We start from the raw sequence: 15,259 nt of genomic DNA on the forward strand, positions 1-15,259 counted from the left end.
TTCCACGAACCGCCCGTGCGTCTCGCGGCGCGACGGGCCGACCCGGAGACAATGGCGCAGGAGCCGATATGAACACACCGACACTGCAGCGGGCGCCTGACCCGCGTTTCGCACCGCGCGATTTCCTCGAACACCTCTACCGCGTCGCGGTCGATCGCGCGCTGCCGCTGCAGAGCATGGGCGCCTGCCTGCCCGCGCCCCCGAAGGGCCGCACGCTGGTGCTCGGGGCCGGCAAGGCCGGCGGCTCCATGGCGCAGGCGCTCGAGGCGCTGTGGCCGGCCGATGCACCGCTCGAAGGTCTGGTGGTCACGCGCTATGGGCACATTCCGCCGCGGCCCGAAGGGCTCGCGCAGCGCATCGAGGTGGTCGAGGCGGCCCATCCGGTGCCCGACCAGGCCGGGCTCGATGCCGCGCGCCGCATCCTCGCGCTGACCGAGGGCCTGACGGCCGACGACCTCGTGCTGTGCCTGATCTCGGGCGGCGGATCCTCGCTGCTCACGCTGCCGGCCGAGGGCATGACCCTGGCCGACAAGCAGCGCATCAACACCCAGCTGCTCGAATCGGGCGCCCATATCGGCGAGATGAACTGCGTGCGCAAGCACCTCTCGCGCATCAAGGGCGGCCGGCTCGCGGCTGCCTGTGCCCCGGCGCGGGTCGTGACGCTCACCATCAGCGACGTCCCCGGCGACGACCCGGCGGTCATCGCGAGCGGGCCCACGGTGCCCGATGCCAGCACCTGCGCGGATGCGCTCGCAATCCTCGCGCGCTATCGCATCGAGGTGCCGGCGCCCGTGCGCGCAGCGCTCGAGAACGGCACCCTCGAGACGCCGAAGCCCGGCGACGCCGTGTTCGACGGCCACGTGACGCACGTGATCGCGGCGCCGCAGCAGTCGCTCGAAGCGGCCGCCGACGCCGCCCGCGCAGCCGGCATCGACGCCCATGTGCTGAGCGACGAGATCGAAGGCGAGTCGCGCGAGGTGGGCAAGGTGCATGGTGCTCTGGCGCGCTCGGTGGCCCGGCGCGGCATGCCTTTCTCGAAGCCCTGCGTGATCCTCTCGGGCGGCGAGACCACGGTCACGATCCGGCCGCGCCAGCCCGGCCAGGCCAAGGGACGCGGAGGCCGCGCGGGCGAGTTCTGCATGGGCCTCGCGGGTGCACTCGCCGGCTGCGAGGGCGTCTGGGCGCTGGCCGCGGACACCGACGGCATCGATGGCGTCGAGGACAACGCGGGTGCGGTCGTCACGCCCGATACGCTGGCGCGTGCGGCCGCGGCCGGCGTCAAGCTGGCCGATCATCTCGATCGCAACGATGCCTATGGCTACTTCGAGGCCATCGGCGACCTGTTGATCACCGGGCCGACGCATACCAACGTCAACGATTTCCGTGCGCTGCTGATCCTCTAGGGGCCGGATGCGAGAATCGGCCGCAACGCCGAGCCTCATGCAGCCATCCCAAGATCCGCATCGCCCCGACCGCTGGAAGGCCGAGCTCTGGCTGCGGATGCGTCGCCACTTCCTGCTCAAGGTGATCGGGACCACGGCCTTCACCTGGGTCTTCTTCATCGGCTACTTCCACCTGCTTCGCGAGCCGGTCGGCACGGTGGCCGTGATGCCGCTGACCGCGCTCGACCATCTCGTCGCCTTCCAGCCGCAGATGCTGGTCGCCTACTTCTCGCTCTGGCTCTACGTGGGTGTCGCGCCGGGGCTGCAGCTGACCTTCAAGGCCTTGGTGGTGTACGCGCTCTGGGTCGGCGCGCTGTGCCTGACCGGCCTCTCCATCTTCTATCTGTGGCCGACCCGGATACCACCGCTGACCCTGCCGCCGACCGACTTTCCGGGCTTCGCGATCCTGCAGGGGGTGGATGCCGCCGGCAACGCGTGTCCGTCGATGCACGTGGCGATCGCGATCTTCACTGCGGTGTGGATCGAGCACATCCTGCGCCACGCGGGCGCCCCGATCGTGCTGCGCGTGCTCAACGCGCTGTGGTTCGCGGCCATTGCCTATTCGACGCTGGCGGTCAAGCAGCACGTGGTGCTTGACGTGCTGGCGGGGGCGCTGCTGGGCCTTGCCTTCGTGCCGCCTTCGCTGCGCTGGCGCCCTCGTGCGGGTGCCAGTTCGGCGGCCTGGAGCGGATATCATGAGTCGTCGCTGCCCGTGGGCCGATTCGGCGGCCGCGCCGGGAGGGGCTGAGCGGCGGACATCCATTCACAACATTGCCGTCTGCAGGGAGTGTCGACGGCCAGAAAAGACGACGGACATCGCACGATGAGTTCGCTCAAGGAATTGCAGGACCTGATCCACGAGAAGTACGGCATCGAAGCCTCGGCGCTGGATCCGCAGGCATCCATGCGGGAAAAGGGATTCGATTCGCTGGCGCTGGTCGAATTCGTGTTCGCAATCGAAGACCACTTCGGCATCACCATGCCCGACGACGACCCCGGCATCGACACGCTGGCCCAGCTTGCGGCCGTGGTCGACAAGGTGCGCGCGACGCAGACCACGTGAACACCGTCGTCGTCACGGGCCTCGGCGTCGTGGCGCCGCATGGCGACCAGCCCGATGCGCTGTTCGAGCGGCTGATGCGCGGCGAATCGGCGCTGGCCCCGGTCTTTCCCGAGCTTCCCAAGCCTGCCGTCGCAGCCCTGGCTTCCTTCGACGAATCGCGCTGGTTCACCAAGCTGCAGCTGGCCGGCGTCGACCGCGTGAGCCAGCTCGCGGTGGCGGCCGCCGACCTCGCCATGAAGGATGCGGGCGCGGTCGGCGAGCTCGACCCGGAGCGCATCGGCGTCTACGCGGGTTGCGGCATGGGCGGCGCCGCAGCCCTGGAGACCGCCTACCGCGGCGGCGGCCGCGTGCCGCCGCTGACGATCCCTGCCTTCATGCCGAGCGCGCCGGCCTCGCACGTCGCCATGCGCCAGGGCGTGCAGGGCCCGGTGCTGACCTATTCCGTGGCCTGCGCCTCGTCGTCGATCGCGATCGCCGAGGCCGCGCGCGCGGTGCAGCGCGGCGACGTCGATCTCGCGATCGCGGGCGGCAGCGAAGCCCTGATCGTGCCGGGCGTGGTGCTGGCGTGGCAGGCGATGCAGACACTGGCAGCCGTCAAGCCCGGCGAGGAGTCCAGGGCCGTGCGGCCTTTCGCCACCGATCGCAGCGGCTTTGCGCTCGGCGAGGGCGCGGCCTTCCTGGTGCTCGAGTCGGCCGAGCGCGCGCGTCGGCGCACGGCGCGCTGCTATGCGCAGCTGGCGGGCTGGGGCCTGAGCTGCGACGCCACGCACCTGACCAAGCCCGATGCGCCGGGCCAGGCGCGCGCGCTGCGCCAGGCATTGAAGCAGGCGGGTCTGCGACCGTCCGACATCGGCTACTGCAACGCCCACGGCACCGCCACACGGATCGGCGACGCGGTCGAGCGCGACGCGCTGGCGACGGTCTGGGGCGGCGATCTCGAGCGCCTGCAGGTCAGCTCGACCAAGGCACTGCACGGCCACCTGCTCGGCGCCGCGGGTGCGCTCGAGGCGCTGATCACCGTGCTGGCCGTGCACCGGCGCGAGCTTCCGCCCAACATGCACGGCGGCGCGACCGACCCCGCGTGCAGCCTCGACCTGGTGCCCGCCGGTGGCTGCGCGGCGCCTCGGCTGGAGGCCGCCATAAGCAACTCCTTCGCCTTCGGCGGCACGAATTCGGTGCTGCTGTTCAGCCGCGCCTGAACGCTAAACTGGCTGCATGCCGGCGCGCCGCGATCGGCTTCGAATCACTTGTTCATCGCATCGGGAACACCACCAATGATCGGACGTCGCTATGCTGCCCTGGGCCTCGCACTGCTGCTCGCGGGCTGCGCCACCGTCGGGGGCGCCCCCACGGTCAAGATCAACGTCGATCCGGCCGCCAACTTCTCCAGGGTGCGCACCTACAGCTGGGTCGCGCGGCCCGACGGCGGCACGCCGCTGATGCAGCAGCGCATCGTCGACGGGATCGACGCGCGGCTGCAGGCTCGCGGATGGAGGCCCGCGGCCAACGGCGACGTGCATGTCTCGGCGCACGTCTCGTCGTCCGAGAAGGAAAGCCTCAACAGCTACTACGCGCGCGTCGGCTACGTGGGCTGGGGCGGCTTCGGGCCGGCAACGCCCAACAGCCCGATGCCGCCCGAGACCTTCGAGGTCGGCACGCTGGTGGTCGATCTCGTCGACGCATCGAACAAGCGCTCGATGTGGCGCGGCAGCGCGAGCGGCACCGTGCATGACGATCCCGCACGCATGAACGCGATGCTTCAGACCGCGCTGGACAAGATGTTCGCGGGCCTGCCCCGCTAGTGGTTGTCCCGGGGAATGCCGAAGGTCGCGTGGATCTTCTGGTACTTCACCGCGGGCTTCAGCACCATGCCGGCGGACAGCTCGTCGACGATGCCGCGCTGGATCTCCTGCCACGGCGTCTGGCTCGGTGGATAGGGGTAGCCGCCCGCGGCGGCCAATGCGGCGCGGCGCTTTTCCAGTTCCTCTTCCGGCACCAGCATGTTGGCGGTGCGCTTCTTCAGGTCGATGCGCACGCGGTCGCCGGTCTTCACCAGCGCCAGCCCGCCGCCCGTGGCGGCCTCGGGCGAGGCGTTGAGGATGGACGGTGAGCCCGAGGTGCCCGACTGCCGGCCGTCGCCGATGCAGGGCAGGGCCGTGATGCCCTTCTTGATCAGGTAGGACGGTGCGCGCATGTTCACCACCTCGGCCGCACCCGGATAGCCCACCGGTCCGACACCGCGCATGAACAGCACGCTGTTCGGGCCGATCTTCATGTTCGGATCGTCGATGCGGTGGTGGTAGTCCTCGGGGCCGTCGAACACCACGGCGGTGCCCTCGAAGGCCATCGGGTCGTTCGGGTCCTGCAGGTAGCGGTCGTGGAATTCGGGCGTGATCACGCTGGTCTTCATGATCGCCGAGTCGAACAGGTTGCCCTTGAGGTTGAGGAAGCCGGCGTTCTTCTTCATCGGCTTTGCATAGGGCCAGATCACCTTGCGGTCGCTCGTGAACTGGCCTTCGCAGTTCTCGATCAGCGTCTTGCCGTTGGCCGTGAGCGCGGGCTGGATCTTGCCCCTGGCGATCAGCTCGGCCACCACCGCGGGCACGCCGCCCGCGCGGTAGTAGTCCTCGCCCAGGTACTCGCCGGCCGGCTGCAGGTTGACCAGCAGCGGCACCTTGTAGCCGTGCTTCTCCCAGTCGTCGGGCGTGAGCTCGACGCCGATGTGGCGCGCGATCGCGATCAGGTGCACCGGCGCATTGGTCGAGCCGCCGAGCGCGGAGTTGACCACGATCGCGTTCTCGAAGGCAGCGCGCGTAAGGATGTCGGAGGGCTTGAGGTCCTCGCGCACCATCTCGACGATGCGCTTGCCGGTCATGTAGGCCATCTCCTGGCGGTCCCGGTACGGGGCGGGAATCGCGGCGCTGCCGGGCAGCGTCATGCCGAGCGCCTCGGCCAGCGAATTCATGGTCGAGGCCGTGCCCATGGTGTTGCAGTGGCCGGTCGAGGGTGCCGATGAAGCCACCAGCTTGAGGAACTCCTGATAGCCGATCTCGCCCGCGGCCATCAGTTCGCGCGCCTTCCAGACGATGGTCCCCGAGCCGGTGCGCTCGCCCTGGTACCAGCCGTTGAGCATCGGCCCCGAGTTGAGCGCGATCGCGGGAATGTCGACGGTGGCCGCGGCCATCAGCTGGGCGGGCGTGGTCTTGTCGCAGCCGGTGGTGAGCACGACGCCGTCCAGCGGATAGCCGTAGAGCACCTCGACCAGCGACAGGTATTGCAGATTGCGGTCGAGCGCTGCGGTCGGCCGCTTGCAGGTTTCCTGGATCGGATGGATCGGGAACTCGAAGGCTATGCCGCCGGCGTCGCGGATGCCCTCGCGCACGCGCTCGGCCAGCACCAGGTGATGGCGATTGCAGGGGGCGATGTCGGAGCCCGACTGCGCGATGCCGATGATCGGACGACCCGACTGCAGCTCGTCGAAGCCGAGCCCGAAGTTCATCGTGCGCTCGAGGTAGAGCGCCGTCATGTCGGCGTTGTCGGGGTTGTCGAACCAGGCCTGCGAGCGCAGCGCGAGCGGCTTGGACTTCTGGCTCTTCGGGGTCTTCTTCTTCGCGGGGGCTTTCATCAGGACATTCCCTTCAAGGTCTGGTCGGCGTTCGGCAGGGCTGCGCAGTCGTCGATGTACTGGCGGACGATGTCGGCGAAATTCTCGTGCGGCAGCAGGCCCAGCCGCGCGGCGCGCTCGGCGGTGGCGCCACCCGGCCAGTTGGCGACGATGCCCGCGATCCGCTCGTCGCGCTCGAAGCGCACCAGCGCGCGCACCTTGGGACCGGCCACCTGCTCGAGTGCGTCGAGCATGTCGGCCACGCGCACGTTGAGCGCGGGCAGGTTGAGCGCGGTGCGGCCGCAGAAGGCTTCGCGCGTGGCCTCGTAGACCGCGATCAGGCCGTCGATGGTGCGCGAGGGCGAGGACATCGGATGCGACACCTCGGGCGAGACCGGGCAGATCGATTCGACCCCGGCGAGCGGCTCGCGGATGATGCCGCTGAAGAACGAGGAGGCCGCGCCGTTGGGCCGGCCCGGCCGTACCGTGACCGTCATGAGGCGAGCCGCCCGGCCGTCGACGTAGCCCTTGCGCGTGTAGTCGGCGATCAGGTGCTCGCAGATCAGCTTCTGCGTGCCGTAGGAAGTCTGGGGTGCGGGCAGCGTGGTGTCGCCGACGAGCTTGGGCAGCGGCACCGCGGGGTCCGGGCCGTAGACCGCGACCGAGCTCGAGAAGACCAGCCGTGCGACCTTGCCGCCGCCGTTGACGTGCGCGCGCAGCGCGTCGAGCAGCGCCCGCGTGCTGTCGAGGTTGGAGCGCATGCCGAGATCGAAATCGAGCTCGCATTCGCCCGACACCGCCGAGGCCAGGTGAAAGATGGCGTCGAAGGGCTCCTCTCGCAGCGCTTCGGTCTGGGCCAGCAGCGGCCCGGTGCGGGCCTCGACGCGGGCATCGGCCAGCAGGTCGGCCGGCGGTGGCGCGATGTCGGTCAGCACCATGCGCTCGATGCGCTGGCCGTCGAGGGTGCCGCGGGCCAGCAGGGTGCGCGCGAGGCGGGCGCCCACGAAGCCCCCGCCGCCGGTAATCATCAGTTTCATTCGGGTCTCCTTCAGTGCCTGGGTTTCTTTCGGATCGGTGGCGCAGCCACGCCGCGCGCAGCCCGTGCGGCGGCAAGGCGGCGCCGGCCGGCAATGACGCCGCCCTCGACCAGCCGCTGCTCGCCCCGGATCAGGTGTTCGTTGGCATGCAGCCGCGCTGCCACCGGGTCGCGGGCCGCGATGGCCTCGTAGATCGCGCGATGCTCCTCTTGCACCGCGTTCATGAAGTCGGTGCGCCGGGCCTCGTTGCCGCGCGTGATGCGCATGCCCTCGCGCAGGTATTGCTCGAGGAAGCCCAGCAGCAGCCGGAACTGCGGATTGCCCGTGGCTTCGCCGATCACGCGGTGGAAGGCCAGGTCCTCGGCCACGCCGTCGCGGCCTTCGGCCACGGCGGTGTCGATGGCCTCGAGTGCGCGCCGCAGCGCTGCAACCTGGCTGCGGGTGGCCCGCTCGGCGGCCAGCGCGGCGATCTCGCCTTCGAGCACGCGCCGGACCTCGACCACGTGGACCACGGCCTGCACCGAGGTCAGCACGGCCGGATCGAAGGCCAGCGGCTGGTTCACGGGACGCGCCGCCACGAACACGCCGGAGCCCTGGCGCGACTGCACCAAGGCCCTGGACTTGAGCTGATGCACGGCCTCGCGCACGACGGTGCGCGACACGCCATGGGCGGCCGCCAGCTGCTGCTCGGTGGGGAGCCGGTCGCCGGCCTGCAGAGTGCCGCCCTCGATCTGCGCGCCCAGCAGCGCAGCCAACCGGTCCGACAACCGGTCGACGACCAGCGGCTGCGGTTGGTGTGGGGGCTGGAGTTGGGCTGAGGCCCGCACGGCGTGGGGATGGCTGACGGCAGTTATCTGGTCATCATACAAATCTTTCGCGGGTTAATGCCTAACGGTTTGCCCTGATGCGCCGCGCGGTCGCGATGCCAATACTGCGCCCTGCGGCATGGAGCCCTCCATGGCCCGATGTCGACTTGCGACCTTTCAGGACTTCAGTGCATGGCCAGTGTCACGATCCAGTCAGTCAAGAAGAACTTCGGTGATGTCCCCATCCTCCATGGCGTGGACATCGACATCCAGGACGGTTCCTTCACCGTGCTGGTGGGGCCGTCGGGCTGCGGCAAGTCGACCCTGCTGCGCATGATCGCCGGGCTCGAGGAGATCAACGGCGGCGAGATCCGCATCGGCGACAAGCGGGTCAACGACCTGCCGCCGAAGGAACGCGACATCGCCATGGTGTTCCAGAACTACGCGCTCTATCCGCACATGACGGTGCGCGAGAACATGGCCTTCGCGCTGTCGCTCGCGAAGATGGACAAGTCGGCGATCGAGTCCAAGGTCGGGCGCGCGGCCGAAATCCTCGCGCTGGCACCCCTGCTCGACCGCTATCCGCGCCAGCTCTCGGGCGGCCAGCGGCAGCGCGTCGCGATGGGCCGCGCGATCGTGCGCGACCCCCAGGTGTTCCTGTTCGACGAGCCGCTCTCCAACCTCGACGCCAAGCTGCGCGTCGCGATGCGCAGCGAGATCAAGGAACTGCACCAGCGTCTCAAGACCACCTCGATCTACGTCACGCACGACCAGATCGAGGCCATGACCATGGGCGACAAGATCGTCGTCATGCGCGACGGCCGCATCGAGCAGACCGGCAGCCCGCTCGATCTCTACGACCGGCCGGCGAACCAGTTCGTGGCCGGTTTCATCGGCTCGCCGTCGATGAACTTCCTGCCCGGCACGCTGCACCGCTCGGGGGGCGCGGCGCGGGTCGTGCTGCCCGACGGCACGCAGCTCGATGCGCCGCACTCGGCCGGCGGCGCCGACGGCCAGGCGGTCGTCTACGGCACGCGGCCCGAACATCTGAGCCTGGCGCAGGACGGTGGCATTCCCGCCCGCGTGGCGGTGATGGAGCCGACCGGGATGGACACCTTCGTGGCCTGCCGGCACGAGGGCGTCGAACTGTCGGCCGTATTCCGCGAGCGCCACGACTTCGCGCCCGGAACCACCATCCACCTGCAGCCAGATCTTCAGCGCGCCCATCTGTTCGATGCGGCCTCGGGCCAGCGGCTCGTGGCCTGATTGCTTTCCCGCTGGTCGTTCAACAACAGGAGACAGGAATGAGTGATTTCAATCGCCGCAAGATTCTGAAGAGTTCGGCCGGCCTCGCGGCCGCCTCGATCGGCGTCGGCAGCGCCATCTTCGCGCCGCTCGCGGGCGCGCAGACGATGACCTTCAAGCCCGAGAAGGGCGCCAAGCTGCGCGTGCTGCGCTGGAGCCGCTTCGTGCAGGGCGACATCGATGCCTACATGGTCAACGTCAAGCGCTTCAGCGATGCCACCGGCATCGAGGTGCGCGTGGACAACGAAGGATGGGAGGACGTGCGGCCGAAGGCCGCGGTGGCCGCCAACACGGGCGCCGGTCCCGACATCATCCTGTCGACCAACGACGATGCGAACCTGTATCCGGACAAGCTGCTCGACGTCACCGACGTGGCCGAGTACCTGGGCAAGAAGTACGGCGGCTGGTACCCCGCGGCCGAGCTCTTCATGCGCCCCGACGGCAAGAAGTGGATCGGCCTGCCGCTGGGCGCTTCGGGCTCCCTGATCGTCTATCGGCAGAGCCTGGTCAAGGCCGCGGGCTTCGACACCTTCCCGAAGACCAACGACGACTTCCTCAAGCTCTACAAGGCGCTCAAGGAAAAGGGCACGCCGGGCGGAATGGCGCTCGGCAACGCGACCGGCGACAGCACCTGGACCAACTGGCTCATCTGGTCCTTCGGCGGCAAGCTGGTCGACAAGAACAACAAGGTGGTGATCGACAGCCCCGAGACGCTGAAGGCGCTCGAGTACGCCAAGGAGCTCTACGCCAACTTCATCCCGGGCACCCTGTCGTGGCTCGATCCGAACAACAACAAGGCCTTCCTCGACGGCCAGATCGCCGTCACGAACAACGGCATCTCGGTGTACTACGCGGCCAAGAATTCGCCCGACCCGAAGGTCAAGGAGATGGCGGCGGACATCAACCACGCCGTGTTCCCGGTGGGCCCGGTGGGCGTGCCGACCGAGTCGCACCTGTTCTTCAACCAGATGGCGATGAAGTACACGAAGTACCCGAACGCGGCCAAGGAGTTCCTGCGCTTCATGATGGAGCGGCCGCAGTTCGACGACTGGCTGCAGGGCGCGGGAGGCTACGTGGCACAGCCGCTGCGCGCCTACGAGGCCAATCCGATCTGGACCTCCGATCCGAAGAACACGCCATACCGCGATTCGGTCAAGAACCTGCGGCCGGCCGGCTACGAGGGCAAGCTGGGCTACGCCTCGGCAGGCGCGGCGGCCGACTTCATCATCCCGAACATGGTGGCCGAGGCCGCGAGCGGATCGAAGACGCCGAAGGAAGCCGCGGAGCGGGCGCAGAAGCGCGCCGAGCGCTACTACAAGGTCTGAAATGGAAGCTCTCCCCCAGGTTGGCTCACTTCGTGTAGCCGCCCACCCCCTCACCGGGGGCAACACCAGAGGCCCGGCAAAGCCGGTTCCTCGGTGTTCCTGGAAGGGAGCCCGCAGGGAACCGGCAATGTGCGCTCTATGACGCTGCTCACCCGGCTGCAGAACAGCCGCAACGCCCTCGGCTTCATCTTCATGTTGCCGGCGGCGGTGCTGCTGCTGCTGTTCCTTACCTATCCGCTGGGCCTGGGGACCTGGCTGGGCTTCACCGATACCAAGGTCGGCCGGCCCGGCGAGTGGATCGGCCTGGAGAACTACATCTTCCTGTGGGGCGACTCGGTCACGCGCCTGGCGCTCTTCAACACGCTCTTCTACACGACCGTCGCGAGCGTGTTCAAGTTCTTCCTCGGCCTCTGGCTCGCGGTGCTGCTCAACAAGAACATCCGCTTCAAGACCTTCTTCCGCGCGGTCATCCTGCTGCCCTACATCGTGCCGACCGCACTGTCGGCGATCGCCTTCTGGTGGATCTACGACTCGCAGTTCTCGATCATCAGCTGGGCGCTGGTCAAGATGGGGCTGATCGACACCTACATCGACTTCCTCGGCGAACCGTGGAATGCGCGCTTCGCGGTGATCGCGGCGAACGTCTGGCGCGGCGTGCCTTTCGTGGCGATCACGCTGCTGGCCGGGCTGCAGACCATCTCGCCGTCCTACTACGAGGCCTCGGCGATCGACGGCGCCACGCCGTGGCAGCAGTTCCGCTTTGTCACGCTGCCGCTGCTCACGCCGATCATCGCCGTGGTGATGACCTTCTCGGTGCTGTTCACCTTCACCGACTTCCAGCTGATCTACGTGATCACGCGCGGCGGGCCGCTTAACGCGACGCACCTGATGGCCACGCTGTCGTTCCAGCGCGCGATCTCGGGCGGTGCGCTCGGGGAAGGCGCGGCAATCGCGATCGCGATGGTGCCGTTCCTGCTGGGTTGCATCATGTTCAGCTTCTTCGGGCTGCAACGCAGGGCGTGGCAGAAATGACCGGACGCGAGGAGACTTCATGAGCAATGCCGGACAGGTCGACGTCGTCGGGATGAGCTACCTCGACACCGTGCCGCGCAAGATGGTCACGGTGTATCTGCCGCTGGTGGTGTTCCTGATCGTGCTGCTGTTCCCGTTCTACTGGATGGCGATCACGGCCGTGAAGCCCGAGGCCGAGCTGCTCTCGCGCGAGGGCAATCCGTTCTGGGTGATCGCGCCCACGCTCAACCATTTCCACAAGCTGCTGTTCGAGACCGCCTATCCGCAGTGGCTCTGGAACACGGTGCTGGTGTCGGTGGTGTCGACCTTCGCCTCGCTCGCGGTCTCGGTGCTGGCGGCGTATGCGATCGAGCGCCTGCGCTTCAACGGCTCGCGCCAGACCGGCCTCGCGATCTTCCTGGCCTACCTGGTGCCGCCGTCGATCCTGTTCATCCCGCTGGCCAGCGTGGTGTTCAACCTCGGCCTGTTCGACACGCGCTGGGCACTGATCCTGACCTATCCGACCTTCCTGATCCCGTTCTGCACCTGGCTGCTGATGGGCTACTTCCGCTCGATCCCGGCCGAGCTCGAGGAATGCGCGCTGATCGACGGCGCGAGCCGCTGGCAGATCCTCGTGAAGATCGTGCTGCCGCTTGCGGTGCCTGGCCTGATCTCGGCCGGCATCTTCGCCTTCACGCTGTCGTGGAACGAGTTCATCTACGCGCTGACCTTCATCTCGTCGTCCGAGATCAAGACGCTGCCGGTGGGCGTGGTGACCGAGCTCGTGCAGGGCGACGTCTACCAATGGGGTCCGCTGATGGCCGGCGCCTTGCTGGGCTCGCTGCCGGTGGCCTTCATCTATTCGTTCTTCGTGGAGTACTACGTCTCCGGCCTGACCGGTTCGGTCAAGGAGTGAGCCCGGCCGCGCGGCGAAGCAGCGGGTTGTCGATGTCGGTTGCGGCCAGTCTGGCCGCCGCGCCGCTCGCGCCGTCGCCGAGTGCGGCTGCGTGCAGGCCGGCACGCACTCCGAGTTCGCGCATGCCGGTGCGCGACGCCATGTGGCCCAGCGCCTCGATCCAGCCCGGTGCCTGCGCCAGCCGCTCGTCCACGGCAAGGCCGCACAGGGTCTCGAGCGCATAGGCCTTGCACCACAGGTAGGCGTCGGGCAGGCGCACCGCGCGCGCCATGGTGTCGACCAGGATCTCGACCGCGCGACCGGCCTCGCCACGGGCCAGCGCGATGCGGCCGAGCCCGCGCCCCGCGATGCCCTCCCAGCACGGGTCGCCGAGCTGGCATCCGAGCGCGAACGCGTGCTCGAAGCGCTCGGCCGCGGCGCCGACGTCGCCCCGAGCCAGGTCGACCTCGGCCCGCAGCGACTGCGGCCACGGCAGCAATGCGGTCCAGCCCTGCTCGGCGATCGCGACCGATCGGTCGAGCACGTCGGTGGCGCCCGCCAGATCGCCGCACAGCAGCAGTGCGCGGCCCTGCATCGACAGCGCATAGGCGATCTGCCTGCGGTCGCCGACGCCGCCCGCAAGCGCAGCGGCATGGCGCAGCATGGCGATCGCGTCCGCGTAGTGCGCGGTGTCGCTGAGCACCGCGCCATGCACGGTCGCAATGCGTGCCTGCTCGGCCGGCTCTCCTTCGGCGAGCAGCGCGGCGCGGCGCAGCCAGCCTGCCGCCCGTTCGTAGCGCCCGCGCAGGAACTCGACATAGCCGAGCTCGCGGCAGGCGGCCGCCGCGATCGAGGGCGACGCCCGCTCGCCGACCGCCAGTGCCTCGTGCAGCGCCGTTGCGCCTTCCTCGTCGCGCCCGCGTGCCGCGTGCACCAGGGCGCCGCCGAGCGCGACCCGCGTGCGGCCGCGCAGTTCGACATCGCCGTCGGCATCGGCTTCGGTGACGGCGCGCCGGAGGCAGTGGAGGCCGGCGTCGAGCGCACCCGCTGCGATCGCGGCCTCGCCGGCCTGCAGTTGAGCGACCGCGGCGGCGCGGCCCGTGGCCGGACGCGCGGTCGGTGCCGCCGTGGACGTGCGCAGCGCGGATTCGATCGCCGGCCCGGGCGCGACGCCGAGTTCGCGCAGGAACAGCTCGCGGCAGGCCGCGACCTGGCGCGCTGCAGCGACACCGTCGCCCGCGGCCGCGAGGCTGCGGATCAGCAGCGCCTGGAAATTCTCCTCGAGCGGGTTGAGCCGCACGAGGCGGGCCGCGAGGTCGGCCGCCTCGCCTGCGGCACCGGCGGCAAGGCGGGCCAGCGCGGCCTCGCGCAGCACGGCTTCGGCTGCGGCCTGCAGATGTCGCCGCTCGTTGGCCAGCCAGACCTCGAACGAAGGGCTGCTCGCGAAGCTCATGCCTTCGAGCAGCTCGTGGCCCAGCCCGGGCAGCCGAAGGGCTTCGGTCCAGCTGCCCGAGGCCACCACCGAGACGTCGATCGAGGTGGCGGGGTCGACCGCGGGCCGGGGCGGATCGCCGCGCAGCAGCGCGGGCCCGAGCAGGCGGCGCAGTTCGCTGAGGTTCCAGCGCAGCGCCGCGAGCGGGTCGTCCGCATCCTCGAACAGCAGCGCGGCGAGCTGCCGGCGGCTCGGCGGGCGTTCGCTGCGCAGCAGGCAGGCGAGCAAGGCCCAGGCCTTGTGCCCGCGCGGCGGGGGCAGCGGCAGGCCGTCGCGCAGCACCTGCGGCGCGCCGAGCAGACGGATCGAGAGGCCCATGGCGCGATGGTCGCGCAGGGCGTCACCGCCCGCAAGCAGTGCGCCGCCGCGTTGCGCCACCAAGCTCTCAGGCCTCGGCCGTGACCGGATCGACGATGGCCGTCACGCGGGCCACGCTGTCTGCCGGGAAGCCGCCGCGGCGTGCATGCTCGCGCACCAGCTCCTCGCTGGCGGCGTTGTAGATGCAGTACATCTTGTCGGCCGTGGCGTAGCTCTGCACCCACTGGACCCGGGTGCCCATCTCGTCCAGCACGCTGCAGGATTTCTGCGAAACCGCCTGCAGTTCGGCGGGCTTGAGGGCACCGAGCCCGGGGATGGAACGTTCGATCACATATTTCGGCATGGCGGACTCCTGTGGAGGTTGAAGGAGCCCCGACGATAGGCAGCGGACGTGTGAAGACGCGTGTAAGAATTCGAGAATGCCCGACATCGATTCATTGCCGCCCCAGGGCCTGCGACCCACGCAGGATCAGATGCTGCGCCACCTGCGCCGTTCGAACGAGGTCGCAAGACGCGCGGTCGGCCTCGGCCACCATCCCTTCGGCGCGGTGCTGGTCGGACCCGACCAGGAGACGGTGCTGCTCGAGCAGTGCAACATCGACACCGTCAACCATGCCGAGTCGACGCTGGCGCGCGTGGCCGCCACCAACTTCACGCCCGAGTTCCTCTGGAGCTGCACGCTCTACACCGCGGTCGAGCCCTGCTGCATGTGCGCCGGCACCGCCTACTGGGCCAACATCGGCCGCGTGGTGTTCGGCATGACCGAGGCGCAGCTGCTGGCCGAGACCGGCAGCCATGCCGAGAACCCGACCATGAGCGTGTCCTCGCGCTACGTCTTCGACCATTGCCAGAAGCCGGTCGAGCTGATCGGTCCGGTGCAGGAGATCGCGCAGGAGACCATCGCGATGCAGCGCGAGTTCTGGGCCACGCGCTGAGCGGAATCCGAAGGCAGTGCCGAGTC

General features: G+C 69.1%; 15 protein-coding genes. 10 read left to right on the top strand and 5 right to left on the bottom strand.

The window, feature by feature from the left end:
- Positions 1-68: 68 nt before the first annotated feature.
- From QTH87_RS03990 to QTH87_RS04010, 5 genes are all read left to right on the top strand, one after another.
- Positions 69-1,403: a glycerate kinase type-2 family protein gene (locus QTH87_RS03990; protein ID WP_286607069.1), complete on the top strand. Its 1,335-nt coding sequence runs from the start codon at positions 69-71 to the stop codon at positions 1,401-1,403.
- A gap of 37 nt (positions 1,404-1,440) precedes the next feature.
- Positions 1,441-2,190 (top strand): phosphatase PAP2 family protein, encoded by a 750-nt coding sequence (locus tag QTH87_RS03995; RefSeq protein ID WP_286607072.1) that lies wholly within the window; start codon positions 1,441-1,443, stop codon positions 2,188-2,190.
- 75 nt (positions 2,191-2,265) lie between these two features.
- On the top strand, positions 2,266-2,505 hold the full coding sequence (locus QTH87_RS04000) for an acyl carrier protein (RefSeq protein WP_286607074.1): 240 nt from the start codon (positions 2,266-2,268) through the stop codon (positions 2,503-2,505).
- Positions 2,502-3,704, top strand: coding sequence for a beta-ketoacyl-[acyl-carrier-protein] synthase family protein (locus QTH87_RS04005; RefSeq protein ID WP_286607075.1), 1,203 nt, complete (start codon positions 2,502-2,504; stop codon positions 3,702-3,704). Before QTH87_RS04000 ends, QTH87_RS04005 begins: the two co-directional genes overlap by 4 nt.
- Before the next feature lie 75 nt (positions 3,705-3,779).
- A complete protein-coding gene (locus tag QTH87_RS04010; protein ID WP_286607076.1) occupies positions 3,780-4,307 on the top strand; it encodes a DUF4136 domain-containing protein in 528 nt (175 codons plus the stop codon).
- On the opposite strand, the gene QTH87_RS04015 is transcribed toward QTH87_RS04010, so the two are convergent.
- The 3 genes from QTH87_RS04015 to QTH87_RS04025 are packed head-to-tail and all read right to left on the bottom strand — an operon-like array spanning position 4,304 to position 7,973.
- Positions 4,304-6,130 (bottom strand): IlvD/Edd family dehydratase, encoded by a 1,827-nt coding sequence (locus QTH87_RS04015; RefSeq protein ID WP_286607078.1) that lies wholly within the window; start codon positions 6,128-6,130, stop codon positions 4,304-4,306. The two genes, QTH87_RS04010 and QTH87_RS04015, sit on opposite strands and share 4 nt — an antisense overlap.
- Positions 6,130-7,146 (bottom strand): D-erythronate dehydrogenase, encoded by a 1,017-nt coding sequence (gene denD / locus QTH87_RS04020; protein WP_286607080.1) that lies wholly within the window; start codon positions 7,144-7,146, stop codon positions 6,130-6,132. Before denD ends, QTH87_RS04015 begins: the two co-directional genes overlap by 1 nt.
- 11 nt (positions 7,147-7,157) lie before the next feature.
- Positions 7,158-7,973 (bottom strand): FadR/GntR family transcriptional regulator, encoded by an 816-nt coding sequence (locus QTH87_RS04025; RefSeq protein ID WP_286607082.1) that lies wholly within the window; start codon positions 7,971-7,973, stop codon positions 7,158-7,160.
- Between the two features lie 171 nt (positions 7,974-8,144).
- Here QTH87_RS04025 and QTH87_RS04030 point away from each other — a divergent pair, with 171 nt between their 5' ends.
- The 4 genes from QTH87_RS04030 to QTH87_RS04045 all read left to right on the top strand — a co-directional run bounded on the left by QTH87_RS04030 (position 8,145) and on the right by QTH87_RS04045 (position 12,509).
- Positions 8,145-9,218: an ABC transporter ATP-binding protein gene (locus QTH87_RS04030; protein ID WP_286607083.1), complete on the top strand. Its 1,074-nt coding sequence runs from the start codon at positions 8,145-8,147 to the stop codon at positions 9,216-9,218.
- A 38-nt stretch (positions 9,219-9,256) separates the two neighbouring features.
- Positions 9,257-10,582: an ABC transporter substrate-binding protein gene (locus QTH87_RS04035; RefSeq protein ID WP_286607084.1), complete on the top strand. Its 1,326-nt coding sequence runs from the start codon at positions 9,257-9,259 to the stop codon at positions 10,580-10,582.
- Positions 10,583-10,726: 144 nt separating this feature from the next.
- Complete coding sequence (locus tag QTH87_RS04040; protein ID WP_286608020.1) at positions 10,727-11,614, top strand: carbohydrate ABC transporter permease; 888 nt, start codon at positions 10,727-10,729, stop codon at positions 11,612-11,614.
- 19 nt (positions 11,615-11,633) lie between these two features.
- On the top strand, positions 11,634-12,509 hold the full coding sequence (locus QTH87_RS04045) for a carbohydrate ABC transporter permease (RefSeq protein ID WP_286607086.1): 876 nt from the start codon (positions 11,634-11,636) through the stop codon (positions 12,507-12,509).
- Here QTH87_RS04045 and QTH87_RS04050 read toward each other — a convergent pair.
- Complete coding sequence (locus QTH87_RS04050) at positions 12,499-14,358, bottom strand: AfsR/SARP family transcriptional regulator (protein WP_286608022.1); 1,860 nt, start codon at positions 14,356-14,358, stop codon at positions 12,499-12,501. The genes QTH87_RS04045 and QTH87_RS04050 overlap by 11 nt on opposite strands.
- Positions 14,359-14,365: 7 nt before the next feature.
- Positions 14,366-14,641 (bottom strand): DUF4242 domain-containing protein, encoded by a 276-nt coding sequence (locus QTH87_RS04055; RefSeq protein ID WP_286607087.1) that lies wholly within the window; start codon positions 14,639-14,641, stop codon positions 14,366-14,368.
- 76 nt (positions 14,642-14,717) lie between these two features.
- Here QTH87_RS04055 and QTH87_RS04060 point away from each other — a divergent pair, with 76 nt between their 5' ends.
- Entirely contained in the window at positions 14,718-15,233 is a 516-nt protein-coding gene (locus tag QTH87_RS04060) for a nucleoside deaminase (protein ID WP_286607088.1), read from the top strand.
- The last annotated feature ends 26 nt before the right edge of the window (positions 15,234-15,259 follow it).

The sequence above is a fragment of the Variovorax jilinensis genome (assembly GCF_030316885.1).
In the GTDB taxonomy this organism is placed as follows: domain Bacteria; phylum Pseudomonadota; class Gammaproteobacteria; order Burkholderiales; family Burkholderiaceae_C; genus Variovorax; species Variovorax jilinensis.